General features: G+C 64.5%; 12 protein-coding genes. 2 read left to right on the forward strand and 10 right to left on the reverse strand.

Annotated elements, in window-relative coordinates; all coding sequences use genetic code 11:
* Window positions 1–172 precede the first annotated feature (172 nt).
* From X756_RS153335 to X756_RS153310, 6 genes are read right to left on the reverse strand one after another with little or no spacing between them, the layout of a single operon-like run.
* A complete protein-coding gene (locus X756_RS153335) occupies window positions 173–955 on the reverse strand; it encodes a carnitinyl-CoA dehydratase (protein ID WP_023729676.1) in 783 nt (260 codons plus the stop codon).
* On the reverse strand, window positions 948–3,026 hold the full coding sequence (locus tag X756_RS153330; protein WP_023729677.1) for an acetate--CoA ligase family protein: 2,079 nt from the start codon (window positions 3,024–3,026) through the stop codon (window positions 948–950). The genes X756_RS153335 and X756_RS153330 overlap by 8 nt, the downstream gene beginning before the upstream one ends.
* A 3-nt stretch (window positions 3,027–3,029) precedes the next feature.
* Entirely contained in the window at window positions 3,030–4,193 is a 1,164-nt protein-coding gene (locus X756_RS153325; RefSeq protein WP_023694246.1) for an acyl-CoA dehydrogenase, read from the reverse strand.
* A 5-nt stretch (window positions 4,194–4,198) separates the two neighbouring features.
* Entirely contained in the window at window positions 4,199–5,293 is a 1,095-nt protein-coding gene (locus X756_RS153320) for a carnitine 3-dehydrogenase (protein WP_023729678.1), read from the reverse strand.
* 2 nt (window positions 5,294–5,295) lie between these two features.
* Window positions 5,296–5,919, reverse strand: coding sequence for an HD domain-containing protein (locus X756_RS153315; RefSeq protein ID WP_023729679.1), 624 nt, complete (start codon window positions 5,917–5,919; stop codon window positions 5,296–5,298).
* 14 nt (window positions 5,920–5,933) lie between these two features.
* Complete coding sequence (locus X756_RS153310; protein WP_023668863.1) at window positions 5,934–6,857, reverse strand: 3-keto-5-aminohexanoate cleavage protein; 924 nt, start codon at window positions 6,855–6,857, stop codon at window positions 5,934–5,936.
* 78 nt (window positions 6,858–6,935) lie between these two features.
* Here X756_RS153310 and X756_RS153305 point away from each other — a divergent pair, with 78 nt between their 5' ends.
* Window positions 6,936–7,916: a GlxA family transcriptional regulator gene (locus X756_RS153305; protein WP_023668864.1), complete on the forward strand. Its 981-nt coding sequence runs from the start codon at window positions 6,936–6,938 to the stop codon at window positions 7,914–7,916.
* Window positions 7,917–7,977: 61 nt separating this feature from the next.
* On the opposite strand, the gene X756_RS153300 is transcribed toward X756_RS153305, so the two are convergent.
* Both X756_RS153300 and xylA read right to left on the reverse strand, forming a co-directional pair.
* On the reverse strand, window positions 7,978–8,181 hold the full coding sequence (locus X756_RS153300) for a hypothetical protein (protein ID WP_023668865.1): 204 nt from the start codon (window positions 8,179–8,181) through the stop codon (window positions 7,978–7,980).
* Between the two features lie 205 nt (window positions 8,182–8,386).
* Window positions 8,387–9,712 (reverse strand): xylose isomerase, encoded by a 1,326-nt coding sequence (gene xylA / locus X756_RS153295; protein ID WP_023684279.1) that lies wholly within the window; start codon window positions 9,710–9,712, stop codon window positions 8,387–8,389.
* Between the two features lie 113 nt (window positions 9,713–9,825).
* Here xylA and X756_RS153290 point away from each other — a divergent pair, with 113 nt between their 5' ends.
* Window positions 9,826–10,188, forward strand: coding sequence for a nuclear transport factor 2 family protein (locus X756_RS153290; RefSeq protein ID WP_023689938.1), 363 nt, complete (start codon window positions 9,826–9,828; stop codon window positions 10,186–10,188).
* Between the two features lie 191 nt (window positions 10,189–10,379).
* On the opposite strand, the gene xylB is transcribed toward X756_RS153290, so the two are convergent.
* Window positions 10,380–11,834: a xylulokinase gene (gene xylB, locus X756_RS153285; protein ID WP_023729680.1), complete on the reverse strand. Its 1,455-nt coding sequence runs from the start codon at window positions 11,832–11,834 to the stop codon at window positions 10,380–10,382.
* Window positions 11,835–11,915: 81 nt separating this feature from the next.
* Window positions 11,916–13,241 (reverse strand): tetratricopeptide repeat protein, encoded by a 1,326-nt coding sequence (locus tag X756_RS153280; RefSeq protein WP_023729681.1) that lies wholly within the window; start codon window positions 13,239–13,241, stop codon window positions 11,916–11,918.
* Window positions 13,242–13,260 lie beyond the last annotated feature (19 nt).

Below are 13,260 nucleotides of genomic sequence, written 5' to 3' on the forward strand. Positions count from 1 at the left end.
AGCTCCTTTACCTCCCCCTTGATGGGGGAGGTCGCCGCGAAGCGGCGGGTGGGGGTGGTGGCGCATCAACCCCCCCCCCCCCCCCNGGGGGGGGGGGGGGGGGGGGTGGTGGCGCATCACCCCACCCCGGACCTTCGGTCCGACCCTCCCCATCGAGGGGAGGGTAAAGAGGCTACTTCCCCTTCCACACCGGGTCGCGCTTTTCTGCGAACGCACGAAACCCTTCCATATTGTCCTCCGAGCCATACAGCGCATCGACCGTCGCCAATTGCCGACGCGTCACGCGGTTCATCGCGTCCTGGAAGGTCAGCGCCTCGGCCACCCGCGCCGTCTCCTTGATCGCGGCAAACACCAGTGGCGGACCGCCGGCGAGCAGCCGGGCGATCTCCCAGACGCGCTCCTCGAGCTTGTCCTTGGGCAGCACTTCGTTGACCAGCCCCCAGCGATACGCTTCCGCCACATCCATCCAGCGGCCGGTGAGCAGAAGGTCCATGGCGACATGGTAGGGAATGCGCTTGGGCAGCTTGATCGTCGCGGCATCAGCCAGCGTGCCGGCGCGGATTTCGGGCAGGGCGAAGGAGGAATGGTCGGAGGCGAAAATGAGGTCGCAGGACAGCGCTAGCTCGAAGCCGCCGCCCACCGCCATGCCGTTGACGCAGGCAATGATCGGCTTGTTCATGTCGCGCAGCTCCTGCAGGCCGGCAAAACCGCCGACGCCATAGTCGCCGTCGACCGCGTCGCCACCGGCGGCTGCCTTCAAATCCCAGCCGGCGCAGAAGAACTTGTCGCCGGCGGTCTTGACGATGGCGACGCGCAATCCGGGATCGTCGCGGAACGCCTTGAAGGTCTCGCCCATCAGCCGCGAGGTCTTGAGGTCGATGGCGTTGGCCTTGGGCCGGTCGAGCGTGACCTCGAGAATGGTGCCCTCGCGGCGGGTGGAAATGACGTCAGACATTCTTCTTCTCTCCCAGCACCAGCAGCGCGTCGGCGATCCAGGCGCCCTTGCCCTCGGCGCAGACGATCAGCGGGTTGATGTCGAGTTCCTCGATCTCTCCGGCATTCGTCTGCACGAAGCCGGCAATGCCCGCGATGGCGTCGATGGCAGCCCCGACATCGGCCTTGGGCCGGCCACGATAGCCGTCCAGCAGCGGAAACAGTTTAAGGCCACGCAGGGCGGCCTCGATGTCGTCGCGCGTCGCCGGCAGCATGAGCGTAACGCTGTCGCGCAACAGTTCGACCAACACGCCGCCGGTGCCCAGTGTCATGACCGCGCCGAACATCGGATCGCGGGTGAAGCCGACGATCAACTCGGCAACGCCGTCGCGCACCATGCGTTCGACATAGAGGCCGGTGCCGAGCGGCAGCAGATCATGCGCGGCCGTGCTGACCGATTCGGCGTCTTTCAGATTGAGCCGCACCGCGCCGACCTCCGACTTATGGGTGACGCCGAGCGCCTTCAGCGCCACCGGGAAGCCGAGCGCCATGGACGAGATGACGGCCTCGACAGCGTTAGCGGCACGTTCTGCCTTCGGCACCGGCAAGCCGGCCTTGATCAGCCGCGCCTTGGCTTCGGCCTCGTCAGGGGTGACATGATCGCCGCCGGCAGCACCGGCAGCCGATGTGTCGATCGGCTGCGCCTGCGGCTCGGCCCAGGCCCAGCCGATGAAGGCCGCCGCACCTGCGGCATCCATGGCCTCGGAAATACCGAACAACGGCACCATGCCGCGCGCCATCAGCTCGGCGGTGTATTCCTCCGGCAGGTTCTCCGGCAGCGACGAGACAATCGCGCCATGCGCCTTGTTGGTCTTCAGCGCCGATTCGAAGGCGCGCAGCGTCGCCCACCAGTCGGTGACCGAGCAGCGGTCGGGGCGCGGGAAATCGAGCACCAGCATGTTGAGGTCGAAACCGCCCGACACCATGGCGGTGAAGGTGGCGGTCATCGCCGGTTCGTTGTTCCAGATGAAGGTGTGATAGTCCAACGGGTTGGCGACCGCGACCAGCGGCCCGAGCGTCGATTTGACATGGGCGCGGTGCTTGCTGGTGAGCTCCGGGAAATTGAGCCAGCGGCCTTCGGCGCTGTCGGCCATGACAGAGGCTTCGCCGCCCGAGCAGCTCATCGATGACAGTCGATAGCCGGGCAGTGGTCCTGTGACATGCAGAAGCTTCAGCGCCTCGATAAAGGCGGGGATGGAATCGACGCGGGCAATACCGAGCCGCCGCAGGAAAGCGCCCGAGGCAGCGTCCGAGCCAGCCAGCGATGCCGTGTGCGAGACCGTCGCCTGCCGCGCCTGTTCGGACCGGCCGACCTTCATGGCGATGATCGGCTTCTTCAGTTCGCGCGCCCGCGCCGCCAGCTTCTCGAAGCCGGCTACCGAATCGAAGGCTTCGATGTGCAGGCCGAGCGAGGTGACGCGCTCGTCCTCGATCAGGCCGAGCGCCATTTCGGAGAGGCCGGTCTGCGCCTGGTTGCCGGCGGTCATCAGGAAGGCGATCGGCAGGCCGCGCTTCTGCATCGTCATGTTGATGGCGATGTTGGAGGACTGGGTGATGATGGCGACGCCCTTGGCGCCTTCGGGCAGCCTGATGCCGCCATGCTGGTCGGGCCATAGCAGCGCGCCATCGGCATAGTTGATCAGGCCGTAGCAGTTCGGCCCGATGATCGGCATCTGGCCCGCGGCAGCCACCAGTTCGGCCTGCAGCCGCTCGCCGTCATCGTCATAGGCCTCGGTCTCAAGAAAGCCCGCGGCAAAACAGACGGCGCCGCCGGCGCCACGCTTGGCCAGCGCCTTGATCACCTCGATGGTGAGATGCCGGTTTACGCCGACAAAGGCGGCGTCGGGCGCCCCGGGCAATTCGGCGACCGAGCGATAGGCCTTGCGGCCGGCGACCTCGTCCTTGTTCGGATGCACCGGCCAGATTTCGCCGACAAAGCCCATCTTGATCGATTGGGCGACGACGGCGGCGGCCTGGGCCCCGCCGAACACCGCGATGGATTTTGGGCGCAACAGACGCTCAAGCTTGTGCATGGGTTATGCCCCGAACGGGCGCAGCAGCGCCCGCGAAATGATGTGGCGCTGGATTTCCGACGTCCCTTCCCAGATGCGCTCGACGCGGGCGTCGCGCCAGATGCGTTCCAACGGCAGGTCGTCCATCAGCCCCATGCCACCATGGATCTGGATGGCTTCGTCGGCAACGAAGGCGAGCATTTCGGTAGCCTTCAGCTTCGCCATGGCCATGTCCTGATCGGTGACGGTGCCCTGATCGTACTTCCAGCCGGCTTCGAACACCATCAGGTCCGCCGCCTTCAATTCGGTCGCCATGTCGGCGAGTTTGAACGACACGCCCTGGAACTTGCCGATCTGCTGGCCGAACTGCTGGCGCTGCGCGGAATATTCGATGGCATGACCGAGCGCCCGCTCGGCGCGGCCGAGACAGGTGGCGCCGACCTGCAGGCGCGTGGCGCCGAGCCAGGAATTGGCGACGTCGAAGCCCTTGTGGACCTCACCCAGCACCTGGCTTGCCGGCAGGCGGCAATCGTCGAATTCGAGGATGGCGTTGGTGTAGCCGCGATGCGAGACGTTGCGGTAGCCGTCGCGCACGGTGAACCCCTTGGTGCCCTTGTCGACGAAGAAGGCGGTGATCTTCTTGCGCTTGCCGCGCGGCGTTTCTTCCTCGCCCGAAGCCATGAAACAAATCGCGAAATCGGCAAGATCGGCATGGGAGATGAAATGCTTGGTGCCGTTAAGGACCCAGTCGTGGCCGTCCTGCACCGCGGTCGCCTTCATGCCTCGCAGGTCGGAGCCGGCGCCGGGCTCGGTCATCGCCAGGCAGTCCCACTTCTCGCCGCGGATGCACGGGAACAGGTACTTTTCGCGCTGCTCGGGCGTGCCGGCGAGCAGGATGTTGGAGGGGCGCGCGACGCAGGTCCAGTGCAGCGCATAGTTGGCGCGGCCGAGTTCCTTCTCGTAGAGCAGCCAAGTCACCGTATCGAGGCCGGCGCCACCGACATCGGCCGGCATGTTGGCCGCATAGAGCCCGGCTTCGATCGCCTTGACCTTGATCTCCTCGATCAACTCGCGGCGCAGCACGCCGGTGCGCTCGACCTCGCGTTCATGCGGGTAAAGCTCATTCTCGACGAACGCGCGCGTCGTCTCGACGATGAGCTTCTGTTCCTCCGAAAGACCGAAATCCATGGTCCTCAGCCCTTCTTCTTTTTCTTCGGCTTTTCCGCCTTCTTCACCGGCTTCGATGCCTTGGCCTTTTCTGCGGCCCTGGATGCGGCCGGCTTCTTCGCCGCCAGCTTGGCCAACTGCTTGGTATAGTCCTTGTGCAAGGCGCCGGCGCCCCAGCCCTTGCCTTTGTTCTGTTTCGACAGAGCATCCATGATCGCGACCAGATTGTCGTCGCGGATCTTTTCCAGTTCGCGGATCGACAGGCCGTGCGCCTGGTCGTCCGACTGGGTGGCGATCAGATCGACCAGCTCGTCGTTGAACTCCGGCACGTCCATCAGCTTGGTCCACGGCCATTTCAGGCACGGCCCGAACTGCGCCATGAAGTGGCGCATGCCGGCTTCGCCGCCGGCGACGCGATAGACCTGGAACATGCCCATCTGCGCCCAGCGCAGGCCGAAGCCATAGCGCATGATGTCGTCGAGTTCCTCGACGGTGCAGATGCCGTCCTTGATCAGCCACAGCGCCTCACGCCAGGCCGCTTCGAGCAGGCGGTCGCCGACAAAGGCCTCGATCTCCTTGCGGATCACCACCGGCTTCATGCCTATCGATGCATAGATCTCCTTTGCGACCTCGATCGCCTCTGGAAAGGTCTGTTCTCCGCCGACGATCTCGACCAGCGGCAGCAGATAGACCGGGTTGAAGGGATGTCCGACAACCAGACGCTCCGGATGCTTCTTCATCGCCACCTGCATGTCGGTCGGCTTGATGCCCGAGGTCGACGAGCCGACAATGGCGTTGGCCGGCGCGTAGAGATCGATCTCGGCCAGTACGCGGTGTTTGAGGTCGAGCCGCTCCGGCACGCTCTCCTGGATGAAATCGGCGTCGGCCACCGCCTCGGCGATGGTCTTGGCAAAGGTCAGTCTGCCTTCCCTGGGCAGGCCGCCGGGAACCATCTGCTTGTAGGCGCGGCGCGCGCCCTTCATCACTTCCGAGACCTTGCGCGACGCTTCCGGGTCCGGATCGAAGATCGACACGTCGATGCCGTTGAGCAGCAGCCGCGCCACCCAGCCGGCGCCAATGACACCGCCGCCAATGGAGGCTGCCTTGTTGATGATGCTCATGGTCAGGCTCCGGTTCTTGTCTTGGCGGTTTCGGGGTCGATGAGAGGCACGCGCTCGCCGGAGCGGATCACGGAGGGGTCGTAGGCCTTGCGGGCGAAGACTTCGAGCACGAAGGGCCGGAAGAATTCGATCGGCAGCGTGTCGAAGTCCGGGTCGAAGCTCGACTGGTCCCAGCGTTCGCAAAACTGGTCGCAATCGTCGAAATAGGCATGGCTGGCGAAGCGGTCGCGAGCATGGCGGTTGCCGCCGAGATGATGCGCGTAATAGAGCCGCTGGAAGTCGCCATGCTTTTCCACCACCCAGGTGCATTGCTCGCGCACGAAAGGTTTCAGGATCGAAGCGGCGTATTCGTCGTGATTGTAGGGAGCGTAGATGTCGCCGATGTCGTGCAGCAGCGCGCAGGCGATCCAGTCGGTGTCGGCGCCGTCACGCCAGGCCCGCGTCGCCGCTTGCAGCGAATGGCCGAGCCTGGTGATCTTGTAGCCCGACAGGCCTTCGTCGAATTGCACCAGTGCGTCGAGCAGCCGCTCGCCGGTCCTGGCGGCATAGTCGATCTCATGGGCGGTCAGGAACTCATAGTCTTGCCTGTCGCCATCCTTCATCGCGGTGAATTTGACGGTAGCCATGATCCGCTCCCGTCTTAAGCAGCCGCTGCGATCGGCGCCCGCTTGGTGAGGTTGAGCTTCCTGCGCACTTCCTCCGGCCCCAAAATCCTGGCGCCGAGATTGGTGACGATGCTGGCGGCGCGCTCGACCAGCTGCGCATTGGTGGCCAGCACGCCCTTGTCGAGCCAGAGATTGTCTTCGAGACCGACGCGGACATTGCCGCCGGCGAGCACTGCAGCGGCTGCATAGGCCATCTGGTTGCGGCCGATGGCGAAGGCCGACCAGTTCCAGGTCGACGGCACGTTGTTAACCATGGCCATGAAGGTGTTGAGGTCGTCCGGCGCCCCCCACGGCACACCCATGCAGAGCTGCACCAGCGCGTCGGGATTCAAGACCTTTTCTTCGACCAGCTGCTTGGCGAACCAGAGGTGGCCGGTATCGAAGGCTTCGATCTCCGGCTTGACGCCGAGCGCCGTCATCATGCCGCCCATTGCGCGCAGCATGCCGGGCGTGTTGGTCATGACATAATCGGCCTCGGCGAAGTTCATGGTGCCGCAATCCAGCGTGCAGATTTCCGGCAGGCACTGGCGCACATGTTCCATGCGGTTGGTGGCGCCGCCCATATCGGTGCCTTTTTCATTGAGCGGCAGCGGCGCTTCCGGTGAGCCGAACACCATGTCGCCGCCCATCCCGGCGGTCAGGTTCAGGATCACATCGACTTCTGCCGCGCGGATGCGGTCCGTCACTTCGCGGTAGAGATGGACATCGCGGCGCGGCTTGCCGGTCTCGGGGTCGCGGACATGGCAGTGGACGATGGCGGCACCGGCCTTGGCCGCATCGATCGCCGAATCGGCGATCTGCTTGGGCGAGCGTGGCACATGCGGGGAGCGGTCCTGCGAGCCGCCGGACCCGGTCACGGCACAGGTAATGAAAACCTCACGGTTCATCGCGAGCGGCATGGACATCTCCTCCCCATAGAAACAGACCCTAACAATGACCGACTTGCCGGAAACTGTTTTGCAATTTACGAAGCTCTCGTGATCAAAAGCGAAAAACCGACCATCTTTCGCGCTGAGCGATCGCCGCTCAAGGTGACGCTGCTGGTGTTTTCAGGCTCGTCCATCATGTGCGTGGCGTCGACCGTCGACCCGCTGCGCGCCGCCAACCGCATCTCAGGCGAGACGCTGTTCGATTTCAAACTGGTCTCGGTCACCGGCGAGGCGCCGGTCACCACATGCGGCCTGCCGGTGGCGGTCAGGGGCCGCTTCGATGCGGCCGAGCCGACCGACGTGCTTGTCGTCGTCGCCGGCTTCGGCACCCAGAATTACGCGACATCGGCTCTGCTTTCCGGATTACGGCGAGCGGCCCGCGCGGCTCGCGCCTGCGGCGGCGTCGAGGCCGGCACATGGCTGGTGGCGCGCGCCGGCCTCCTCGAAGGCCGCAGCGCCACCACCCATTGGGAAGACATGGAGGATTTTTCCTCCGCCTTTCCCGGCGTCGACGTGCGTCCGGACCGCTACGTCATCGACGGACCGGTGTTCACCTCGGGCGGGGCGTCGCCGACCTTCGACCTGATGCTGCATCTGATCCGCACCCGGCTCGGCATGGCCGTCGCGCTCGATGTCGCCAGCGTCTTCATCTACGACCAGGCGCGCGCCGCGACCGACGCGCAGCCGCTGGTCTCGCTCGGCCGGCTCGACGGCTACGACCCGCGTCTGGCGCAGGCTATCCGGCTGATGGAATCGCATGTCGACCAGCCGCTGACCATCGACGCGGTGGCAAAACGCGCCGGGGTGACGGCGCGGACATTGGAGAGCATTTTTCGCAAGTCGATCGGCGAGACGCCGGGCGCATATTATCTCAGGCTGCGGCTGGGCGCGGCGCGGCGGCTGGTGGTCGACACGCGGATCGCCATGGCGGATATTGCCGGGCGGACGGGGTTCTCGTCCGCCGCGGCATTTTCCAGAGCGTTTTCAAGAGCGTTCGGCGAAGCCCCGGTCAGGCTGCGCCGAGGTTGATGCATGTCGCCCAAAAGTGTGTCGCGGTTTTGGGATTACGACATGCACAGACAAAGGGAGATCAGGCTGCGTTCTGTCGATCGCTGCCGGCGTCCATCTGCGAGCGCATCTGCCTCGCCAGACGGACTTCAAATCGGCTGCTGACAGCACGATCCCATTCGTTTTTCACGCTGTCGGTCGGCCGCGGCAGCGCCATCAGCCGGTCGATGATCGATCCGGTCTCGCCGGATGAGAGCAGGGCGTCGATTTCGCGTTCATGCTGCATATCGGTTCGCCTCCTTCCTTTTCACCCGCCACAACCGCATCCTTATACGAGATACGTGACGGCAGTTTGAAGGCAAGAGCGAGGTCATTGAGGGGCGCCAAAGGGCAAACCCTTGTCGTCGGATAGGGTCTTGCGCAAACCCCATTCCGGGGCGACCGGAATGTTATCCAGCCACCCTTGAGCACAACGAATCGGCTTTCCGCCCTCAGACGTAGCGGTTGACGATGTTTTCCAGCAACTCCTGGCGGCCGGAGCGTGGCTGCGGCTCGATCTTCTTCTTCACCACGCGCTCGGCGATGTCTTCCAGCGAGCGCTTGCCCGACAGCATCGCCTTGCCCTCGGCCGTGTTCCAACCGGCATAGCGCTCGGCCAGCGGACCCGACAGCGCCTTGTCCTCGACCATCTTGGCGGCTGCCTTGAGGCCTCGTGCGCAGGAATCCATGCCGCCGATATGGCCGATCAGCAGGTCCTGCGGGTCGAGCGACTGGCGGCGCAGCTTGGCGTCGAAATTGGTGCCGCCGGTCTTGAAGCCGCCGGCCTGCAACACCTGGTAATAGGCCAGCGCCATCTCGGGCACATTGTTGGGGAACTGGTCGGTGTCCCAGCCCGACTGGTAGTCGTTGCGGTTCATGTCGATCGAGCCGAAGACGCCGAGCGCATTGGCCAGCGCCAGCTCGTGCTCGAAGGAATGGCCGGCAAGAATCGCGTGGCCCTGCTCGATGTTCAGCTTCACTTCCTTCTCCAGCCCGAAGCGCTTGAGGAAGCCGTAGACCGTGGCAACGTCGTAGTCGTACTGATGCTTGGTCGGCTCCTGCGGCTTCGGCTCGATCAGGATCGTGCCTTTGAAGCCAATCTTGTGCTTGTAGTCGACGACGAGACTGAGGAAGCGCCCAGCCTGCTCCTGCTCGCGGGCAAGATCGGTGTTGAGCAGCGTTTCATAGCCCTCGCGCCCGCCCCACAGTACATAATTCTCGCCCTTCAGCCGCTTCGTGACGTCGATGCAGCTTTTCACCGTCGCCGCCGCATAGGCGAAGACATCCGGATCGGGATTGGTGGCGGCGCCCGACATGAAGCGGCGGTTGGAGAACAGGTTGGCCGTGCCCCAGAGCAGTTTGACGCCGGTCTTCTTCATCTTGGCGGCAAAATAGTCGGCGATCTCGTCGAGCCGCGCGGCACTTTCGGAGAAATCCTTGCCTTCCGGCCGCACGTCGGCGTCGTGGAAGCAGAAATAGGGCGCGCCGAGCAGCGAGAACATCTCGAAGGCGACGTCGGCTTTCAGCTTGGCCAGTTCCATCGTGTCGACGCCGCCAGCCTTGGGAAACCAGGGCCGGTCGAAGGTCTGGCCGCCAAAGGGATCGCCGCCCGGCCAGGCGAAAGAATGCCAGTAGGCGACGGCGAAGCGCAGATGGTCTTCCAGCCGTTTGCCGGCCACCACCTCGTCGGGATTGTAGAAGCGGTAGGCCAGCGGATTGGTCGAATCCGGCCCCTCATACTTGATCGCTTTGATGTCGCCGAAAAATCCGCTGCTCATGATTTCTGTCCTCTCTCGAATAGTTCACCCTGATTACCTCAGGCGTAATTGGTTTCGCTCTCGCTTGGGGTGAAAAGCCTCGTGTCAAAGCCACTCAACGAAGGAGACAGACCATGACCGACCTCAATACGATCGCCCAGAACTACATCACCGCCTGGAACGAGGCCGATGCGGATCGCCGTGCCGAACTGCTCAAGGCCACCTTCACCGAAGACGTCAGCTACCGCGATCCGCTCATGCAGGGCGACGGCCACGCCGGCGTTGCTGGGCTGATCGACGGCGTACAGCAGCGCTTCGCCGGCTTCCGGTTCTCGCTGAAGGGTACGCCGGACGGGTTTGGCGACCGCATCCGCTTCTCGTGGAATCTTGGGCCGGAAGGCGTGCCGTCGGTTATCGAAGGCACCGATATCGGTGTTATCGAAAATGGGCGCCTGAAGAGCGTCACCGGGTTTCTGGACAAGGTGCCGGCGCAGTGATCGATCAAGGGTGGCGCGAGACACCCCCCTCTGCCCTGCCGGGCATCTCCCCCGCAAGGGGGGAGATTGGCTGGCATCCACGCCTTCGCTAATCACCCACCTTACAAGACTGGCATACCCGCCGACGCTGCCGATCTCCCCCCTTGCGGGGGAGATGCCCGGCAGGGCAGAGGGGGGTGCCTCGCGCCGACTCACGCGGTCACGCCTTTGATCGCCGGGTATAGCGCCCGGTAGCGCTGGTACGCATCGGCATACGCCCCGCCAAGCGCAGCATCCGGCTCGATCGTCGCATCCGTCCTCGGCGCCGTGCACACCGCCAGCGGATCAGCCCCTGTCGCCGCGATCAGACCAAGCCTCGCCGCGCCAAAGGCAGCACCGAAATCGCCGTCGGCCGGAATGTCCACGGGCACCTGCAGCGCCGTAGCGATCGCCTTCAGCCAGTAGCGCGAGCGCGAGCCGCCGCCGATTGCCGTCACCCGCGTCAAATCCGTGCCGGCGGTCTTCAAGGCTTCGAGACTGTCGCGGAATGCGAAGGCGACGCCTTCGAGCACGGCCTGCGTCAGCACCGCGCGGCTCGACTCATGCGCCAGTCCGGTGAAGGACCCACGAATGGCGGAATCATTGTGCGGCGTGCGCTCGCCCGAGAGATAGGGCAGGAACGACACCCCGCTCGGCGCTTTCAGCACATCGCCAAGTTCGGCGGTCAATTCGCCGGCCTTCTTGCCTGAAATCTCCGACAGCCAGTTCAGCGAGTCGGTCGCAGACAGGATGACCCCCATCTGGTGCCAGGTGTTGGGCAGGGCATGGCAGAAGGTGTGGACCGCACTTGCCGGATTGGGCAGGTAGGAAGCGTTGGCGGCAAACAGCACGCCAGATGTGCCCAGCGACACAAAAGCGTGGCCGGCGCCGACCGTGCCCATGCCGCAGGCCGAAGCAGCATTGTCGCCGGCGCCGCCGGCAACCGGGGTGCCCGATGCTATGCCCCAGCTGGCGGCCAGTTCGGCGCGCAAGGCTCCGGCCTTCTCCGTGCCTTCGACCAGCGACGGCATCTGCCTTTCGTCGAGCGATGTCGCCGCAAGCAACTCGGGGGACCAGCGCCGTTTGCCGACATCGAGCCAGGAGGTGCCGGCCGAGTCGGACATTTCTGAGATATGCTCGCCGGTCAGCCACAGCCGCAGGAAATCCTTCGGCAAAAGCACCTTCGCCACTTTGGCGAAGACGGAGGGCTCATTGTTCTTCACCCAGGCGAGTTTCGGCGCCGTGAAGCCGGGGAAGACGATATTCCCGGTGAGTTGGCGAAAGCGCGGGTCGGCATCGAGCGCCGCGGCCTCAGCGTGGCTGCGCGTATCATTCCACAGAATGCAGGGGCGCAGCACCTGGTCGCCGGCATCGAGCAAGGTGGCGCCATGCATATGGCCGGAAAGGCCGATGCCCTTGACCGCGGCAAGCTCTTTCGGGTGCGAGGCTTTCAGCTCGGCAATGGCCGTCTCGCAGGCGCGGATCCAGTCCGTGGGGTTTTGTTCGGACCAGCCGGGATGCGGCCGCGATACGTCAAGCGAAGCATGGCCGGAGCCGATGATCTTCTGCCCGGCATCGATCAACAGCGCCTTGACGCCCGACGTGCCGAGATCGAGGCCGAGATACATGCATTCCTCCCATTGCCATTAATTTTTTCGGGTCTCGAAAAAATCTGGCTTGCCAGTTTTTAAAACAAGATCCGCCGCGGGTCAATTCTCTGACAAATTGGCGGCGCGTTGCGAAAACAGCGCCGACAGCGGACTGTCCGGCCGGGCCAGTGCGCGCTCGGCCGTCAACGCCCGGGCAAGCGCTGTGTCGCCGGCGCGCAACGCCGCCTCGATCAACGTGAGATCAATCACATCGCGCTGGGCGTGGCTGCCGCCAAAGCGATGGGCAATGGCGCGGATCGGTCGGATCAGGCGCACCGCTTCGCTGTAGTTGCCCTCGCCGAATGCCTTGATGCCTTCCGTCAGTGGCTGGCCGACATCCCGGGTGAAGGCGGCGTTGTCGTCGCTGCCGCGCATCGCCTCGTGCTGGGCTTCGAGCAAGATCTTGACCGGCGCTTCGAGACCGGCGCCGACGAATGCCATCATCGCATGCGCATCGTTGAAGGCGTAATTGCCGGCTCCAGCCTTCGGCGCCCAGTTGGCAGCGAGCGCTGCCCAGCGGTCGCCGACATCGACACCGCCGAGATAAAGCCGCCACAGGATCGCAGAGGCGTCGACCATGTTCAGCGCCAGCGTCGAACGCTCGCCATAGATCGGCCCGTCATAGAGCTTGAGCACCTCGTCGGTCTCGCCGAGATCGTAGTGGAACAGCGCCAGATGCCACCAATTATGCACCTGCAGGAAGCTTTCCTTCGTCCACGCCTCGGGGTTGGTGCGCATCCAGGCGATGCCGTCGCGTTGCCGGCTCTGCATCTCCATGACATGGGCGACCGCATGCTGCGCCCAGCCGTCTCGCGGCTCGATCTCGATCGCCTGTCGGCCGAAACTTTCGGCCCTGACATAGTCGCCCATCTCCTCGAGACCGAAGGCCTGCATACCGAGAATGGCGTGATAACCCGGCATGCCGCACCGCCAGGACGGCAGCGCGCGGCCGATACGGTCGCGCAGCATGCGGGCATTGCCGGTGAAGAAGTCGATCTGGTGGCCGACCTGCAACGCCACCGCGTCGAGCGGGTTGTCGATGGCGATATCTTCGAGCAGGCGCGCGGCGTCATGCCAGCGTCCCCCGGCAAGGTGGCCAAGGGCCGCCAAATGCGCCTGTTCGCGCGGCGTCGCGGCAAGCGGCAGTGCCGCAGCATGGCACGCCTGGGCGACCGCCGTTGCCTCGCGTTCGGTGGCGAGGCCGAACAGATACCCCTTGAAGACATGCGCCATGACGAAACCGGGATCCGCCGATATGGCGCGGTCAACGGAGCCGACCGGGTCGCCGACGAAGCATTGCAATTCATGAACGGCCTGGCTGTAGGGTGAAAACCCGGCCTCGGTCGCGCCCGAGAACATTAGGCCGAATGGATCTCTTACTGCCATATCGGCCCTGATGCTCCGC

This window comes from Mesorhizobium sp. LNJC405B00 (assembly GCF_000502615.1).
In the GTDB taxonomy this organism is placed as follows: domain Bacteria; phylum Pseudomonadota; class Alphaproteobacteria; order Rhizobiales; family Rhizobiaceae; genus Mesorhizobium.